The organism is Ignavibacteriales bacterium (assembly GCA_016709765.1).
In the GTDB taxonomy this organism is placed as follows: domain Bacteria; phylum Bacteroidota; class Ignavibacteria; order Ignavibacteriales; family Ignavibacteriaceae; genus IGN3.
This window is the reverse complement of record JADJMD010000013.1, coordinates 1,083,867-1,101,017: the sequence shown is the minus strand read 5'-3', so window position 1 is coordinate 1,101,017 and position 17,151 is coordinate 1,083,867. Positions and strand designations below refer to the sequence as shown.

Here is a 17,151-nt window from a genome sequence, read left to right as displayed (position 1 = left end):
TAATTATTCTCCTTCTTCATCAAGTTTATCTTCCCAAAGATATTTTTTTGTTTCGCTTGCTATTACTCCGCTTAACAAAATTAATGAAACAAGATTCGGTACTGCCATTAGCGCGTTTGTAATATCCGCAAAAGTCCAAACAACATTTAAAGACATAACAGAGCCAATCATAACAAACATTACCCAAAGGTAGCGGTATGGTTTTATAACTTTGTTACCGAAAAGATATTCTGCGGCTTTTTCACCATAGTAAGACCATCCAAGTATTGTAGAAAAAACAAAGGTTAGTAAACCAAGTGTTAACACAATCGGACCGATAATATGAAAATCACTGAATGCCTGTTTTGTTAATGCCGCGCCTGATAATCCTTTTACCCACTCTCCGGAATTTACAATTACTAATCCTGTAATTGCACAAACAACAACGGTATCCCAAAATGTTCCTGTTGAAGAAACCAATGCCTGCCTAACAGGATTTTTTGTTTGTGCAGCCGCCGCAACAATAGGCGCGCTACCCAAACCGGACTCGTTGGAAAAAAGTCCGCGCGCAATTCCAAATCTAATGGCTTCTTTCATTCCCGCACCAAGAAAACCGCCAACAACAGCGTGCCCGCTAAATGCGCTGTTAAGTATTAACATAACTGTATCGGGAATCCCGTTAATATTCATTCCAAGAACTATTAAACAGCCAAGCACATAAGTAATTGCCATAAAAGGAACGAGCCGCTCACAAACTTTTGCAATAGATTTTATTCCGCCTATAATTACAAACGCTGTAAGCGTTGCTAATATTAATCCTGTTATCCACATTGGAACTTGAAAAGCTTCGTTAACTAAAGTGGAAATGGAATTTGCCTGTACCATATTTCCAATTCCAAATGCAGTAACGGAAGTAAAAGCGGCAAACAAAACCGCAAGCCATTTCATATTTAATCCGCGTTCAAGAACATACATTGGTCCGCCCGCCATAGAACCATCAGTCATTTTAACTCTGTATTTTACCGCAAGCAAAGCTTCGCTGTACTTAGTTGCAATTCCAAAAACGCCGGTAAGCCACATCCACAAAACAGCACCTGGTCCGCCCGCAGCAACTGCGGTAGAAACTCCAACAATATTTCCGGTTCCAATTGTTGCGGCAAGCGCAGTGGTTAGGGCACCAAACTGGCTAATATCTCCTTTACCTTCTTTATCTCTTCGCAAGGATATTTTTATTGCTTTGCCGATAAATCTTTGAATTATCTTAAGTCGGAATGTTAGAAAGACGTGTGTACCAAAGAGAAGTATGATAAGCGGATAACCCCAAAGTAAATCGCTAATTTGTGTAAGAATATTTTCTAAAGCTTGCATAAATCTCCTTTAACCTAAAATGTATTTATAAAGAAGTGCTGATCTGTGTTTCAAAGATATGTTTGTAAAATTTAATTTCATCACAAACAACTAAAAATTTCTTTTGTGTTGATATTATGATAAAATAAAAAGCAGTTCTTTTAAAAGACGGGATTTATATGTCTTTCGCCGTGAAAGGATCTGTGTGAAAATTTGGAGCAAGTCATTTCAGAGCCCGCCGGGCGGATTACGATTGAGAAATTTGTTTAGATTTAAAGACTTCTTCCTGCGGTCGAAGTGAAAACAATTATCACACTATCTCAAAACGGGAATCTAAATGTTTAAGTTTTAAAAAAGATTCCCGCATTCACGGGAATGACAAATTTTTTTATCGATTTTTGAAACAGTCTTAAATATCTGTTTGTAAATATATTATAAGCTATTTTTATTCCAGTACATTTACTTTTGCTGGACCATCGTCAGAAAATATTTTCCATTGAACAAATGCCGCCGCCAAAAATAAAATTATAGAAAGCCAGTAAGCAAATTGATAATCGAGTGTAATAACGGCTTGCCCGCTTAATTTAACATCACCATCCATATTAATCTTAAGCAGAATTAAAAAGATTGCTCCAAGCGCCGATAACACAATATTTACAAGAGATAGTGTCCTCATCTTTACAAAGCTTATAGCTAGAGCAATAACAGCAGTAAGTAATGCAAACAAAGCCAATGGCTGAGAATCTACTTTTTCATTTTCTTTAGCTTCGCTTGTGGTTGTTTCACCAAACATACTATTAGCTTTATAATCTGCTCCTGTAATAAGCTGGAAACCTGATAAACTCATAATTGTTTGTCCGCTGCACGAAAGATTTACAAAGGGAAGAAAAAACAGAAGAATAATAATTCCATAAAACCCGGGTGAAAATTTTTTTAACGGCTCCATGCTTACCTCTTTTAATAATGAATAAAGAAATAGTTACTCGAACCTTTAGCACATCCCAAATTATTAATCTTACAAATTTATTGCGTTGAATGTATCGCCCTGGCTTATATCTCCGGAAGTAAACCCTTTATAAAACCATCTTTTTCTTTGCTCTGATGTTCCGTGAGTAAAAGATTCCGGAACAACATATCCTTGCGCTTGTTTTTGAATGTTGTCATCACCAACTGCGCTGGCTGCTGTTAAAGCTTCTTCAAGATCACCGCTTTCAAGAAGATCTTTTTGTTCTGTATAGTGCGCCCAAATGCCTGCATAAAAATCTGCTTGTAATTCTAGTCTTACAGAATATTTATTATACTCTTCTTTGCTTACTTGCGAGCGCATTTCGTTCATCTTATCCATTACCCCTGTTAAGTTTTGAATGTGATGACCAACTTCGTGAGCAATTACATAAGCCATCGCAAAATCACCCGGTGCTTTAAAACGTTTTTGCAGCTCATTAAAAAAACTTAAATCGATGTACAGTTTTTCATCACTGGGACAATAAAACGGACCCGTAGAAGCGCCCGCAACACCGCAAGCTGATTGAACCTGCCCGCTGAACAACACCAATTTGGGTTCGCGATAATTTGCACCCTTTTCTTTAAAGATTGCATGCCAAACATCTTCGGTTTCAGCAAGCACAACAGAAACAAATTGTGAAAGCTCTTTATCAGTTGCACTTTCAACGTAGTTTGAATTGGTTGTTTGGTCCGTTGTTTGGATATTTTGTAGAATTGAAGTAGGATCTCCGCCAAGCAAAAGAACAACAAGTACAATCGCAATTGTTCCAATACCACCGCCAACTATTCCTTTTCCTCCTGGCGACATACCGCGTCTGTCTTCAACATTCGAGCTTTCTTTTCTGCCTTGCCAACGCATTTTTATCCTTTCGCTTTAATTGTAAATGCTCCTTTAGTAAAAAGATGTTTCCTGTAAAAATTTGTGGTTAAAGATATTTTATATTTTATCAACTATCAATTAAAGTTATAAACGTTTTTAAAAGTATTTATGCTTTAAAATGGAGAGATAAAATCTTTCCTAAAAGATGTCATCTCTTTTCAACTTTTAACTTTCTTTTTTGAGCAACATCAGTTCTTGATTCAAAATTTCAACCGCTTATCAAAATACCCTTTATATGCATAATACAATTTGTATTTTAGCCTATCACATTTAATTAATATTTCGGATTAACCATGAAATACATTTTAGTTTTTCTCATCTCTGCTGTCTCGATGTTTGCACAGGTAAAAGCAGATGATGTAAAATCGTTTACACTAAAGAACGGAATGAAAATTTTTGTTCTTGAAGACAGCTCAATTCCAAATGCCAATATGTACTTTTTTTACAAAGTTGGATCCCGCAATGAATACATTGGAATAACGGGCATATCTCATTTCTTTGAACACATGATGTTTAATGGCGCAAAGAAATACGGACCCAAACAATTTGATCGCGTTATGGAAGCTAATGGCGGATCAAATAACGCATACACTTCAGAAAACATTACTGCTTACACAGATTGGTTTCCTTCAAGTTCACTAGAAGTTATGTTTGATCTTGAAGCAGATAGAATTGCAAACTTAAACTTTGATCCTAAAATGATTGAAAGTGAAAGAGGAGTGATTTTATCCGAAAGAAGTACGGGATTAGAAAACAACCCACTTGAACAGCTTTGGCAAGAAACTCAAGCAACCGCCTTTATTGCTCACTCTTATCAGTGGCCGGTAATTGGATGGGAATCTGATATAAAGAATTGGACAAAAGAAGATTTGGAAAATTATTTTCATACTTATTATGCACCAAATAATTGTGTTGTTGTAATAAGCGGCGATGTTAAGCTTGCCGAGGTTAAAAAACTTGCAGAAAAATATTTTGAACCGATTCCTGCAGGTCCAAAACCAAGAAACTTACATACTGTTGAGCCCGAACAAACAGGCGAGAGAAGGCTTTTTGTAAAACGCGAAGTTCCATCACCCTATATAATGATTACATATCATGTTCCGCAATCAGGCAGTGATGATTATTATGCTCTTGATTTGCTAAACTCTGTTTTGTCCGAAGGTGAATCATCAAGGCTCTATAATTCAATCGTTGAAAATCAGCAGCTTGCACTTGAGGTTGGAAGTTATTATCCCGAAGCCTTCGATCCAACATTATTTTACTTTTATGGAATTGCTAACGATGGAGTTTCCGTAGCACAATTAGAAAAAGCAATTCTTGATGAAATAGATAAAATTGTTAATGACGGAATAAGTGAGGGTGAATTACAAAAAGTTAAAAATCAAAAATTAATGCAGTTTTATAAAACCACAGAAACTATAAACGGAATGTCTAATACGCTCGGCACTTATGAATTATTTTTTGGTGATTATAAAAAAATGTTTACCGCTCCGGATGATTACAAAAGAGTTACTGCAGAAGAGATTAAAACTGTTGCCGCTAAATATTTTACAAAACAAAACAGAACTGTTGGTGTATTGAATACGGAGGAAGTACAATGAAAAAGATTTTATCAATAATACTTTTATGTATCATCATTTTTCCGATTACCAATGCACAATTCAAACTTCCAAAGTATGAAGTTGTTACGCTTGATAATGGTTTAACAATCTATTTAATGGAAAAGCATGATGTCCCAGTCCTTTCTTTTTCGACTGTGTTTGATGCCGGGGCAATAAGAGATGGAAGCTCAAATGGTCTGGCCTCTTTTACTGCAGAAGCTTTGAAATTTGGGACAGTCAGTTATACAAAATCCCAAATAGATTCCGTTTTTAATTTTTACGGAAGCAGTTTAAACACTTATGCAAGGCTGGATTATTCTGGTGTATCCGCCCAGTTTATGAAAAATGATCTAGACAAACTTTTACCTGTTATAAAAGATGTAATAACAAATCCAACTTTTCCCGAAGAAGAAATTGTTAAAAGAAAACAACGTTGGATTGCGGAACTTGATCAGGCAAAGGAAAGTCCAAGACAGGTAATTGGGGCTTATTACAATAAGTTTTTATTTGCTGATTCTCCTTACGGAAATCCTGTTGACGGCACTAAAAAGAGCGTTGAACAAATTAGCCAAGACGAAATAAAAGGCTTCTATCTAAAGAACATCAGATCAGAAAATTGTGCAATTGCAGTTGTAGGTGATTTTGATTCTGGCAAAATGAAAGCCAAATTAATTGAGCTTTTTTCTAATTGGCGAGTAACGGCACCAAGATTAATAGATGATTCAAGATTTACAAAAAAAGATTTGAAAGAGCCATCTGTTTATCTAATCAATAAAGACAACGCAACAGAAACCACTTTTATGATTGGCGGATTTGGCGTGCCAATGAGCAATCAGGATCTAATTCAGATTGATGTTATTAATACAATTCTTGGCGGCAGATTTACAAGCTGGTTAAATGATGAACTTCGGGTAAACGCCGGCTATACTTACGGTGCACGCAGCCGGTTTGTGTCTTATAAAACGGCAGGAACGTTTTACATAAGCACCTTTACCGCAACTAAAAATACGGAAGCAGCAATTGATCTTGCCGTAAAGACCTACAATAGACTTTTTGAAAGAGGAATTGATGAAACAACTTTAACCTCTGCAAAAAATTATGTTAAAGGACAGTTTCCGCCTGATTACGAAACCTCTGGCGCACTTGCGGGATTTTTAACACAAAAATACATTTATGGATTAGACGACTCATACATTAACGATTTTGAAATAGCCGTCGATGGAATGACTGTTGCCAAAGCAAACGAAATCATCAAAAAATATTTTCCAAAAGATAACTTACAGTTTGTGTTAGTCGGCAAAGCTGATGATATACGGACGATCGCAAAAAAATATGGAACTGTGGTTGAAAAAAATATTAGCGAGGATGGATTTTAGATTAATGTACACTTAACAATGTACAGCGAATAATTAAAGCACGATTGAGAAATTCTCAGTCGTGCTTTTCATTTAAAATAAAACGTGATAGAATCCACATAAATCTTAATTTTATTTAAGACCGGATTTTTTGTAGATATAATTTTATCCCCAACTATCTGATTCCATTCATTTTCAAATAAATCTTTGTAATCATAGTAAAGACCAACGGAGTAGCAATCGGATTCTAAATTTCCTTTTTCAAAATTTACATAACCGCCGTAATCCCAATCAAAGCCCGAAAAAGTAAAGTGTTTTCCGTTTAGTTTAACTAAGTCTTTTAATTCAACCCCGATTTTAATTCCATTATCAATTTCCCAAACAGAATTATCACCATGAATTTCTATCCATTCCGGATTTTTAAAATTAACAGTGTCTTTCCACTTGATAAAAAATGATTGCGGAGTATCTTTAAAAAAAACAGATCCAAGAATTCTTTCTGTTCCCTCAGCATACCAACGTTCAACTCTATCAACATTTTTTTTGCCAACAATTTTTATCAAATCGTTTTCAGCTGATTTTGAATTTAAAATACTGTTGCCGGCACAGGGGGATAAAACAAAATCGCTTTTAGGTTGAGAATAAACTATTTGAAATAAAAAGAATACGGTTAATGCTAGTATTTGCCTCATAAATGTTCCCACAATGTAAGTTTTAAATTTCTACTCTTGCTAAATTAAAAAAAATGTTATTCTTTTGATGGCTTCCACTTATTCAAAAACGCAATAAATTTTTCTTTATCGTAATCTTTATCTTTTTCTAAATCACCCGTGTTTTGACTATGCAGAAGTTTTCCGGTTTGATCTAAAACAAAAAAATGCGGATAGCCTTCAACTTTTGGATACTGTGATAAAAAATCTTCGTTTTTATTTTCTTTACTGTAATTGATTTTTAAAACAATAAAATTCTTTTCAAGCGAAGTTTTTATTTCTTCTGTACCGCGCATAAAAGCATCTATTCTATGGCACCAAATGCACCACTCGCCACCAACATCCAAAATTATTCTTTTGTTTGATTGTTGTGCATTTTCAACTGTGATTTTTAAATCATCAAATGGATTTCTAGTTGGGTCAAATTTTTCAGCTGTACTTTCTGTTTGAGCAAGTATTGTAATTGAGGTTATCAAAAAAGTAAAAACTAAATAAATGTATTTCATAAATAGCCAAAGAATTTTGTTAAACTATATATTTTATCGCTACAAATCCGCCAATAAGTAAAACAGTGAACGCAATCGCAAGCCAGTTAAAATATTTATCAATAAAAGTTTTTATTTGCGGACCAAATTTCCAAATCAAATAGGCTACTAAAAAAAATCTTGCACCACGACTTATAATTGAAGCTACAATAAACATAATAATATTGATATTGAAAGCGCCGGAAGAAATTGTAATAATTTTATAGGGTATAGGTGTAAATCCCGCAGTAAATATTATCCAAAAATCATATTGCTCGTACATTTTTTGGATTTTAAAAAATGCTTCCGGTGTAAAAGATGGAATATTATTAAAGAAAAATGTTGCAATTCCTGTGAACTCATTTGTTGGTGTCCACCATAAAAAATGTCCAATCGCATAACCAAATAACGCTCCGGTTACAGAAGCGATGGAACAAATGGCTGCAAACTTAAATGCCTTTTTTGCGAGCCAAGAACCAGGGCAATTAAAAGCGCATCGGGTGGAATTGGAAAAAATGATGATTCCGCAAAAGCAAGAATAAACAGAGCAACTGCCCCATATTTGGTATCAGCCCAATGAAGGACCCAATCGTAGAGTTTTCGAATAATTTTCATAATTAGGACTAAACTTAAAGCATTTTAAGTGAATCTAAAAACCTAAATCTCACACTATTTTCTAAATTTTCTTTATCTGCGACTTTTTAAATGAGCCAATTTAAACCACTTTTACGCATGTACAGATAGAAGCCAAAAAGTATTTTTTAACAAAACAAAAACTACAGGTTTACGTAGTGCGGCAGGCAAAAATAGATTTTACTTTTTGAGTGAAAATTGAAAAGATCTTAACTAACATAATCTACAAACAACAAAGAGGCGTAAAATGAAAAAAATCTTTTCCCTGTTTCTAATAATGGGTGTTTTACTTGTGTTGGGCTGCAGCGATAATGCAACCGGACCAAATACTGGTGGGCTTGGTGGTGGCGGTACAACAGGCGGGGTTACTTTTACAATCGGCCAAACCCAAGGCTCACAGCAAGGCAGTACAATGTTTACATTAAAACCAAGTGTAGATGTAACAATAACCACGATAACGGCAAAACTTCCGGCTCAACAATTTGAGGATCTATTAACAAATCCAAATCCAGATGCTGTGGTTTCTTCTCAAAACACCTATGAATTAGAAGAATATACAGGAGTTCAAGCCGGTCAACAATGGCAGTTTGTTTTTGTTGGCAAGATAGGTAGTTCGACAGGTGCGGCATATACCGTAACCGCAAATTATACAGTACAATAATTAACTATAAACTAATTCGGAGAGAATAATGAAATCGTTCAAAAACTTAATTGCATTTTCAATAATATTTTTACTTTCTTCTTCAATCTTTGCACAAACAACGGTAATGATTGGACCAAGAGTAACTGGCAATTTTAACATTTTTAATTTAAAAAATTCAACCGGTACATATAACGGAATTGGGGTAGGCTTTGGACCAACAGTGGATGTAACCTTTGGAAAACATATTGGAATTATGGTTAACATGACAGCTTTTGATATGAGGAACTTTTCCAATTCACAAACTATTCAAAACACAACTGTAGAATCTGCTTATAGTCTATCATATCTTGTGCTCGATCCAATGTTTAAGGCAGAGTTTAGTGGATTTTATATGGTTGCCGGGCCTTCATTGGGTATTAAACTTAATTCAAGTGGGGAAATAACACAATCTGCATCTGGTCAGGCACCTGTTATACAACCAGATAATCCAGACACAAAATCTATTAGGTTTGATATTGCCGTTGGTACAGGATATACATTTAAACTTTCATCAGATATGGGCTTAGGAACTGATTTTTTGGTAAACATTCCTCTTTCTGATACATATAATTTACCTGGTAGAAGCAATAGTATTTTTACAATGAAACTTGGTGTTGCACTTAAATTTAAAATCTAAGTTCTCTCCTCGTTAGTTAAGACCCCCGCAAACCCCCGAAGAATTTTTCGGGGGTTTTTTACAATCCGTAAAAATTATCAAATACAAAAGGTTATTTTTTCTTAAAAAAGCATCTCCCTTCGTTTTTTATTCATTATCGAGGATTTAGGGATAACCATTATATGGCACAATATCTGAAATTATACTTGCAACTTCGGGCTTCCAGTATCACTTAAACTACATCCTCTAACTTGTTTATAATAAGCTTGTTAATTTTATAAAACTAGTTGACATTGTAGATTTTTTGTGTACTTTTGAGTGTCCGAAAAAACGAGGTCTTAACTAACAACAATTAATGGAGTATTTATGAAAGAATTTTCTTCTTTCTATAGATCAAACCTTTTAATAAAGGTTTTTGTATTAACATTTATTTTTCTCTTTTCTTTACCTTCTTTTGCACAAGAAGTGGTAAAAAAAGATCTACGATATGGCGGGTATGCAAGGTTATACAGTATGGGCGATAACCCGTTCATTGTTGATCCTGATAACATAAAATCTAACCCAGCATATTCCTCGATGTATTCAAATTTCCTTTGGGGCGATATTGGCAGCAATAATGGAATTGCTGACGAAGGGATTGGACAATTTGCCGGATTTAACTACAGCCTAAATAAAGAATTTACTTTGGGTGCTTTGCTTGCTAGAAATGATTTTAACTCAAGTTCTATCGGATCGCTGGATCCAGGTGGATTGGTTAATCTGGTAAATACTAATGCAACAGGAGCGGATATAGTTGCATTAAATAACAATTTTGAATTATTAAGTTCATATCGCTTTGGAAATTTTGTTCTTGGTTTGGGATTATCATACGCCTCAACCACAAATGATTTTACTCCAGCAACTGGTACCGGTGATAAAAACAGCGCTAGCCAGCTAGGTGTAAATGTTGGCTTTATGGCTGATTTATCTCCAAGTTTTAAATTCGATGTTGATTTTGCTCTAGCTTTGCCTTCAGCTACTTATGAACCAGGAACGGGAGATAAGGTAAGTGCTTCCAATACATTTATGGCAGCAAACGTTAGAGCTTTTCTCAAGCTATCTAACAAATTTACATTGGTTCCAATTGTTGGATTTTACAATGGATCGGGTAAAGTTGATGTTGGCGCACAATCTACAGACTTACCATCTATGATGTCACTGAGTGCTGGCGTGGGGCTTGCTTATCAAGTTGAAAACCTGATAATTTCTGGCGGACCATCTTTTGCATATCAAAGCACAACAACCGCCTCAGTAGCAAATGCTTCTCCGGAATTAAAAAACTCGACCCTTACCTTCCCAGCTTGGAATCTAGGTGCCGAATGGTATTTCACTGATTGGCTAATCGGTAGATTGGGATATGTTGCCAGCACTTATTCTCGCACCAACCAAACATTTGCAAGCTCAACTACAGTTGATGAGAATAGCAGAACCGGTTTTGACAATGGTGATGTAAGACTTGGCGTTGGTTTTAGATTTGGCGGATTTAATCTAGACGCAACAGTTAATGATGATGTTTTGAGACAAGGTCTTAATCTTATTGGCGGCGGCACAAGAACCTTTGCTTATCTTTCCGCAAGTTACGGTTTCTAATTTTTTGTAGCAGGCTGTCTACTATAGGCAGCCTTAAATTCATAAAGTCCATTTTAAAAATGAATTTGCTAAAGAGGTTTTTTTTTTAATAAGTTTGTAGTGGTCTTAATTAACTAATCTAAAATAAATATAAGGAAAACTTATGAAACAGTTACTTTCTGTTCTATTACTTGCTGTGCTATTCACTGGTTTTATTAATGCCCAAGGTAAAATGGCTGTTGGTGTTCAGGCTGGTGTTGCTATACCAATTGGCGATTTTGGCTGATGGTTATAAAATGGGATTTGGAGGACAAGGTAATTTTGCATATCACATAAATCCAATGCTTGATGTTACTGGTTCAATTGGTTATTTAACTTTGCAGCTTTGGTTTAAAGAAGCTGATTATAAATTTTAGTAGTGTTCCTGTTATGGCTGGTATTAGATATGTCTTTTGGTAAAGGTAAGTTTTAATCCTTATGGTTTCTGGAGAACTTGGATTGCATTTTTCTTGTTGATAGCAGCCCTTCCTGAGTTATTCCAGGGCTCGGGACAATTGAGGTGGTTCTGCTTCTTCACACAGATTTTGGAATTGGTGTTGGCGCAGGTTTCTTATATCAATTGGGTCCTAAAATAGATCTTGATGTAAATGCCAAATTTAATGATATTTTTGTGAAGGAAGTTCAACTAATTTTATTAGCATTATGGCTGGCGTGTTGGTAGCATTATAATATTATTATTTATTACAATATAAAGCAGTGTCATTTTTGGTACTGGTTTTTATTTTAAAATCTCACAAAATATTTCTCGACTCTAACGAATCCTCAATCCAACAAATAGCTTAATGTGCAGTTGAATTGGTAAAAAACTCTTCCTATTTTTTTAAATACATTAAATGTTTTTTCAGATTTAAGGGAGATTTTTTGAAAAAATTTTCTCTGTTCTTTTTTGTCTTATCCTTTTTCATTATTTCTACAAACGCTCAGGTTCGTTTTGGTTTAAAATCCGGATTAAATATATCATCAATTCATGGCGATGACGCAGGAGATTTAGATTCTAAATTTGGTTTCGCTGGCGGATTCTTTTTATTATATCAAACTAAAAGCTTCTATATCTTACAACCCGAGTTATCCTATACGATGAAAGGCGCAACTACAAAAATTGGACCTGTTAGTTTTACATTAGCTTATGACTATGTAGAGGTTCCCATACTATTTAAGTTCGCACTTCCTTTAAATGACAGCCCAAATATAAAACCATCTGTATTTGCAGGGCCATATATGGCGTTCAAAACAAAAGCTAAAATAATCGCTAAGGCAAATGGGGAATCTGACGAAGCAGATATAAAATCAGTTACCTCAAGAGATTATGGAGTTCAATTTGGCTGCGCGTTGGGTTTTAATCTGGGAAAATATGAATTGGGTTTTGATATTAGGTATAGTCTTGGTCTTTCTTCTATGGATGAATCAATGAATCATTTTGATGTTAAGAATAATGTATTAAACGTCAATCTCTATTTTTGTTTCGCAAATATGCAAAAACTTAATTAACCTAAATAATTTTGTTGTTCTAGGTTTCCGCTTTCTTTATTGATTCCTTATTTTTCCGCAATAATTTTTAGAGGTTTAAATGAAATTTGAACGTAGTGCAGGAATTTTATTGCATCCAACTTCTCTACCGGGTAAATATGGAATTGGTGATCTTGGCGATGATGCTTTTAAGTTTATAGATTTTTTAGAAAAAGCCGGACAAAAACTCTGGCAGGTTTTTCCACTTGGTCCAACTGGTTACGGTGATTCGCCATATCAATGTTTTTCTGCATTTGCAGGCAATCCAAATCTTGTTAGTCCTGATACATTAATGGAAGACGGTTTGCTTCGTGATCATGATTTGCAAAATATCCCCAAACATGATCCAGCATTTATCGATTACGGCGAAATAATTGAGTATAAAAAATCACTGCTTAAAAAGGCATTTATTAATTTTAAAAATCATCAAGAAAAGTTTGAAATAGATTTCAATAAATTCTGCAAAGAAAATAAAATCTGGCTTGATGATTTTGCTTTTTTTATGGCTGCAAAAGAAGCGCATGGCGGAATTGTCTGGAGAGATTGGGATAGCGGTTTAGTTCTTCGCAAGAAAAAATCTTTGGATGAATGGAAAAAGAAATTATCCGATGATATTCTGTATCAAAAATTTGTTCAGTTTATTTTCTTCAAACAATGGACGGCTGTTAGAGAATATGCAAACAGCAAAGGAATAAAGATAATCGGCGATATGCCTATTTTTATTGCTTACGATAGCGCTGATCTGTGGGCAAACAAAGAGCTTTTTACGGTTGATGAAAATGGAAGTCTTGAAACAGTTGCTGGTGTACCGCCAGATTATTTTTCTGCAACCGGACAGCTTTGGGGCAATCCGCTTTATAAATGGAAAGAAATGGAAAAAGATGATTTTCTGTGGATGAGAAACCGATTCGAACAATTATTTAAAATGGTTGATATCGTTCGTATAGATCACTTCAGAGGGTTTGAAGCGTTTTGGGAAATTCCGGGTGATGCATTGACTGCGGAAAACGGAAAATGGGTAAAAGCACCAGGACACAAATTATTTAAATCAATAAAAAAACACCTTGGCGATGTTCCGATTCTTGCAGAAGATCTTGGCGTAATTACACCAGCCGTAGAAAAACTTAGAGATGATTTTGAATTTCCGGGAATGAAAATATTACAGTTTGCTTTTGGAACTGATATGGAAACAAAATTTCTTCCGCATAACTTTGTACAAAACTGCGTTGTGCTAACCGGTGCTCATGATAACGACACAACTCGTGCTTACTTTGAAAACGCTAAGCTTGACAAAAATTCTGATATTTATGATCATACACAAAAGTACTTAAATTATTTTGGAGATGATATTGTTTATGAGTTGATAAGATTAGCCTATAGATCAGCGGCAAATATTGTTGTTGTTCCGATGCAGGATATTTTAAATCTTGGTGGTGAAGCAAGAATGAATTTCCCTGGAAAGCTCGGTGGCAATTGGATGTGGAGATTTACCTGGGATCAAATCACAGATGTTCTTCACTGGAAATATTTTGGTTTAACTCAGCTCTATGAAAGACCTCCAAAACCAAAAAAGGTCGAAACAGATGTGGTTTAATTTTACTCTGTCATTCCGCACTGAATGCGGAATCTATTTTGCAATATTTGAATCAAACATTTTGGAAAAACAAAAAAGGAGTACGAATTGAAAAAAGGATTTTTATCCGTGATTTTATTAACAGCAATATTAATAGGATGCAGTAAAACTGGAGCTAACGATAATTTAAACTGGGAAGAAAACCTTGAATCCGCATTGCAAAAAGCAAAAACGGAAAACAAGGCTGTGCTTGTTAATTTCACTGGCAGCGATTGGTGCCAGTGGTGCATTAAATTAAGCAATGAGGTTTTTTCAAAATCAGAGTTTAAAGAATATGCAGATGCGAATTTAATTTTAGTAAGATTAGACTTTCCACGTAGCATAGAGCAAAGCGCTGAAACAAAAGCCTACAACAACCAGCTTGCACAAAGATATGGCGTGCAAGGTTTTCCTACCGTTTTGTTATTCAATTCTTCCGGCAATTTGGTAAAAACAACGGGTTATTTGCCAGGCGGACCAGTTACTTACGTTAATGATTTGAAAAGTTCTTTGTAAACCAAGATCTTTAAAAGCCCGGAACATTTGTGATCTGGGCTTTACTTTTATCGACTCCACATCATTCTACCTATTAAATTCCTTGCCCTTTTACTAAATTTGACTACTATAATTCAAAGAAATACAATTTGCTAAATGAGTAAAAAAATAATAGTAATTGGTGCAGGTATTTCCGGATTAACCACCGCATATCTTTTATCTAAAAAAGGATTTGATGTTAAGTTAATTGAGAAAAATAATTCTGTAGGTGGCTCGATTGAAAGCGTAACTGAAAATGGTTTCCTCTTTGATCGCGGACCAAATAGTGCTCTCGAAACAACTCCCGTTATTGCACAACTTATAAAAGAACTTAAACTTGAACATGAACTTCTTTACGCTAGCAAACAGGCAAACAAAAGATATATATTACGCGATAACAAACTTCACGCACTTCCTATGTCTCCGCCCGGACTTATAAAAACAAAACTTTTTTCTACTAAAGCAAAGTTTCGTTTAATGGCTGAACCATTTATTGGAAGATCAAAAGATGGCTATTACCAAAGTCTTGCTGAGTTTGTTAAGCGAAGATTGGGACAAGAGTTTTTAGATTATGCAATCAATCCTTTTGTTGCTGGGGTTTATGCAGGAAAACCTGAAGATCTCAGTGTAAAATCTGCCTTTCCAAAACTTTATGCTCTTGAAGAAAAATATGGTGGCTTAATTATCGGAACCATTCGCAGCATCAGAGAAAGAAAAAAACGAGCAGAGGTTGCAAAGCAATCAGCAAAAATGTTATCATTTAAAAGCGGAATGGCTGTTCTTCCAAAAGCAATTGAAAAATATTTTGGTAGTAGTGTTCTGATTTCTAGTGAGGTAACTTCTGTTGATAAAAATGAAAATGGCTATTCTGTTTCATATCAACAAAACGGAATAACGAATAAAATTGATTGTGATGCGGTGCTTTCAACAATTCCGGTTTATGCTGCAAGTAATGTTTTTACAAAGTACGATAAAGAATTTAAATCCCACGCTGGGGCAATTTATTATCCGCCGGTTTTAGTTTATTATTTAGTTTATGATAGAAAAAATATTAAACAAGAATTGGATGGGTTTGGTTTTTTAATTCCAGAAAAAGAAAACAAATCTTTTCTTGGTGCGCTTTGGAGTTCAATCATCTTTTCAGATAGAACAGATGAAAGCAAGGCGGCTTTTACTTTGTTTGTGGGTGGATCAAGAAATCCTGACTTTGTAAATGAGGAGAGAATGTCTTTGCTGACAAAAGTTAGAAAAGAATTTGAAGAATTAATGGGCATAACCGCCAAACCAATGTTTACATCAGAAAGGTTTTGGGAAAAAGCTATTCCGCAATACAATTTAGGATACATTGAACATGAAAGATATTTTGATGATTTTGAAAAACGAAACCCTGGGTTATTTATTAGCGGTAATTTCCGCGGAGGGATTTCAGTTGGGGATTGTATTAAAAATGCAGAGTTAGTTGCAAATAAGATTTTTGAAAATTTAAAAGGAGTTTAAATGTCGACTTACCCAACAATTCGTCATCGTCGTTTACGTTACAATCCGCTTGTGCGTGATTTGGTTAGAGAAACGACGCTTACAAAAAATGATTTGATATATCCTTTGTTTGTTGTGCCTGGAACAAAAATTAGAAAAGAAATAAAATCAATGCCCGGTGTATTTAATTTATCGATAGATGAACTTGTAAAAGAATGCAAAGAAGTCCGCGATTTAGGAATTCCGGCTGTGATATTATTTGGAATCCCTGAACACAAAGATGACGTTGGTTCCGAAGCTTACGATGCAAATGGAATTATTCAAAAAGCAATTCGCGCTATAAAAGCGGAGATAAAAGATTTGCTTATAATTACTGATGTTTGCATGTGTGAATATACATCTCATGGGCATTGTGGAGTTTTAAATGGTGAAGAAATATTAAATGATGAAACTGTATCACTGCTTGCCAAAGAAGCGGTATCACATGCAGAAGCTGGTGCAGATATGATAGCTCCTTCCGACATGATGGACGGAAGAGTTGCGGCAATTAGAAAAGCCTTGGATTATAAAGGTTTTAATAAAATTCCAATCATGAGTTATGCGGCAAAATATTCATCAGGATTTTATGGACCTTTTCGAGATGCGGCAGATTCAACTCCAGCTTTTGGTGATAGAAAATCCCATCAGATGGATATCGGAAACGTAAACGAAGCCTTGCGTGAAGTTGAAGAAGATATTAAAGAAGGCGCAGATATTGTTATGGTAAAGCCGGCGGGAGCTTATCTTGATGTAATCAGAAAAGTAAAAGATACATTTGGAATGCCAACGGCTGCTTATCAGGTGAGCGGCGAATATGCAATGATTAAGGCCGCTGGGGCGAATGGCTGGATTGATGAAGAGCGCGTAATGGTTGAAGCTGCTTTTGCAATTAAGCGCGCTGGTGCTGATATGTTTCTAACTTACTTTGCAAAGGATCTGGCAATGTGGATTGACAAAACAAGAAAGTAACGATTAAAATCAAAC

16 protein-coding genes and 1 pseudogene are annotated in these 17,151 nt (G+C 35.2%); 11 read left to right on the top strand and 6 right to left on the bottom strand.

All coding sequences use genetic code 11. The features are described from left to right. Positions 1 to 3: 3 nt before the first annotated feature. The 3 genes from IPJ23_14480 to IPJ23_14470 form a co-directional block, all read right to left on the bottom strand. Entirely contained in the window at positions 4 to 1,347 is a 1,344-nt protein-coding gene (locus tag IPJ23_14480) for a sodium:alanine symporter family protein (GenBank protein ID MBK7631883.1), read from the bottom strand. 424 nt (positions 1,348 to 1,771) lie between these two features. Continuing rightward, entirely contained in the window at positions 1,772 to 2,272 is a 501-nt protein-coding gene (locus tag IPJ23_14475; protein ID MBK7631882.1) for a hypothetical protein, read from the bottom strand. Positions 2,273 to 2,341: 69 nt separating this feature from the next. Beyond that, positions 2,342 to 3,190: a zinc metallopeptidase gene (locus IPJ23_14470; GenBank protein MBK7631881.1), complete on the bottom strand. Its 849-nt coding sequence runs from the start codon at positions 3,188 to 3,190 to the stop codon at positions 2,342 to 2,344. 314 nt (positions 3,191 to 3,504) lie between these two features. Between IPJ23_14470 and IPJ23_14465 the strand changes: the two genes are divergently transcribed. Then, entirely contained in the window at positions 3,505 to 4,812 is a 1,308-nt protein-coding gene (locus IPJ23_14465) for an insulinase family protein (protein ID MBK7631880.1), read from the top strand. Further along, positions 4,809 to 6,188, top strand: a complete 1,380-nt coding sequence (locus IPJ23_14460; protein ID MBK7631879.1) for an insulinase family protein — start codon at positions 4,809 to 4,811, stop codon at positions 6,186 to 6,188. The genes IPJ23_14465 and IPJ23_14460 overlap by 4 nt, the downstream gene beginning before the upstream one ends. A 68-nt stretch (positions 6,189 to 6,256) precedes the next feature. Here the strand turns inward: IPJ23_14460 and IPJ23_14455 are convergent, their stop codons facing one another. The 3 genes and pseudogenes from IPJ23_14455 to IPJ23_14445 form a co-directional block, all read right to left on the bottom strand. Continuing rightward, on the bottom strand, positions 6,257 to 6,859 hold the full coding sequence (locus tag IPJ23_14455; GenBank protein MBK7631878.1) for a hypothetical protein: 603 nt from the start codon (positions 6,857 to 6,859) through the stop codon (positions 6,257 to 6,259). Between the two features lie 56 nt (positions 6,860 to 6,915). Beyond that, the gene (locus IPJ23_14450) at positions 6,916 to 7,383 is read right to left on the bottom strand and encodes a thioredoxin family protein (protein ID MBK7631877.1); all 468 of its coding nucleotides are present in this window, start codon (positions 7,381 to 7,383) and stop codon (positions 6,916 to 6,918) included. A gap of 19 nt (positions 7,384 to 7,402) precedes the next feature. Beyond that, positions 7,403 to 8,016: pseudogene (locus IPJ23_14445) on the bottom strand (DedA family protein). A 265-nt stretch (positions 8,017 to 8,281) separates the two neighbouring features. On the opposite strand from IPJ23_14445, the gene IPJ23_14440 reads away from it, so the two are divergent. From IPJ23_14440 to hemB, 9 genes are all read left to right on the top strand, one after another. After that, entirely contained in the window at positions 8,282 to 8,695 is a 414-nt protein-coding gene (locus IPJ23_14440) for a hypothetical protein (GenBank protein ID MBK7631876.1), read from the top strand. Positions 8,696 to 8,723: 28 nt separating this feature from the next. Continuing rightward, complete coding sequence (locus tag IPJ23_14435) at positions 8,724 to 9,353, top strand: PorT family protein (GenBank protein ID MBK7631875.1); 630 nt, start codon at positions 8,724 to 8,726, stop codon at positions 9,351 to 9,353. A gap of 345 nt (positions 9,354 to 9,698) precedes the next feature. Further along, entirely contained in the window at positions 9,699 to 10,961 is a 1,263-nt protein-coding gene (locus tag IPJ23_14430; protein MBK7631874.1) for a hypothetical protein, read from the top strand. A 257-nt stretch (positions 10,962 to 11,218) separates the two neighbouring features. Further along, positions 11,219 to 11,356, top strand: coding sequence for a hypothetical protein (locus tag IPJ23_14425; GenBank protein MBK7631873.1), 138 nt, complete (start codon positions 11,219 to 11,221; stop codon positions 11,354 to 11,356). 505 nt (positions 11,357 to 11,861) lie between these two features. Beyond that, complete coding sequence (locus IPJ23_14420) at positions 11,862 to 12,488, top strand: PorT family protein (GenBank protein MBK7631872.1); 627 nt, start codon at positions 11,862 to 11,864, stop codon at positions 12,486 to 12,488. A 79-nt stretch (positions 12,489 to 12,567) separates the two neighbouring features. After that, a complete protein-coding gene (gene malQ, locus IPJ23_14415; GenBank protein ID MBK7631871.1) occupies positions 12,568 to 14,100 on the top strand; it encodes a 4-alpha-glucanotransferase in 1,533 nt (510 codons plus the stop codon). Positions 14,101 to 14,187: 87 nt separating this feature from the next. Further along, positions 14,188 to 14,634: a thioredoxin family protein gene (locus IPJ23_14410; GenBank protein ID MBK7631870.1), complete on the top strand. Its 447-nt coding sequence runs from the start codon at positions 14,188 to 14,190 to the stop codon at positions 14,632 to 14,634. Positions 14,635 to 14,769: 135 nt separating this feature from the next. Next, entirely contained in the window at positions 14,770 to 16,149 is a 1,380-nt protein-coding gene (gene hemG, locus IPJ23_14405) for a protoporphyrinogen oxidase (protein MBK7631869.1), read from the top strand. Next, positions 16,150 to 17,136, top strand: a complete 987-nt coding sequence (hemB, locus tag IPJ23_14400) for a porphobilinogen synthase (protein MBK7631868.1) — start codon at positions 16,150 to 16,152, stop codon at positions 17,134 to 17,136. Positions 17,137 to 17,151 lie beyond the last annotated feature (15 nt).

Coding starts and splice junctions, on each gene's coding strand:
- IPJ23_14480 (MBK7631883.1), bottom strand. CDS start 1,347: ATGCAAGCTTTAGAAAATATTCTTACACAAATTAGCGATTTACTTTGG.
- IPJ23_14475 (MBK7631882.1), bottom strand. CDS start 2,272: ATGGAGCCGTTAAAAAAATTTTCACCCGGGTTTTATGGAATTATTATT.
- IPJ23_14470 (MBK7631881.1), bottom strand. CDS start 3,190: ATGCGTTGGCAAGGCAGAAAAGAAAGCTCGAATGTTGAAGACAGACGC.
- IPJ23_14465 (MBK7631880.1), top strand. CDS start 3,505: ATGAAATACATTTTAGTTTTTCTCATCTCTGCTGTCTCGATGTTTGCA.
- IPJ23_14460 (MBK7631879.1), top strand. CDS start 4,809: ATGAAAAAGATTTTATCAATAATACTTTTATGTATCATCATTTTTCCG.
- IPJ23_14455 (MBK7631878.1), bottom strand. CDS start 6,859: ATGAGGCAAATACTAGCATTAACCGTATTCTTTTTATTTCAAATAGTT.
- IPJ23_14450 (MBK7631877.1), bottom strand. CDS start 7,383: ATGAAATACATTTATTTAGTTTTTACTTTTTTGATAACCTCAATTACA.
- IPJ23_14440 (MBK7631876.1), top strand. CDS start 8,282: ATGAAAAAAATCTTTTCCCTGTTTCTAATAATGGGTGTTTTACTTGTG.
- IPJ23_14435 (MBK7631875.1), top strand. CDS start 8,724: ATGAAATCGTTCAAAAACTTAATTGCATTTTCAATAATATTTTTACTT.
- IPJ23_14430 (MBK7631874.1), top strand. CDS start 9,699: ATGAAAGAATTTTCTTCTTTCTATAGATCAAACCTTTTAATAAAGGTT.
- malQ (MBK7631871.1), top strand. CDS start 12,568: ATGAAATTTGAACGTAGTGCAGGAATTTTATTGCATCCAACTTCTCTA.
- hemG (MBK7631869.1), top strand. CDS start 14,770: ATGAGTAAAAAAATAATAGTAATTGGTGCAGGTATTTCCGGATTAACC.
- hemB (MBK7631868.1), top strand. CDS start 16,150: ATGTCGACTTACCCAACAATTCGTCATCGTCGTTTACGTTACAATCCG.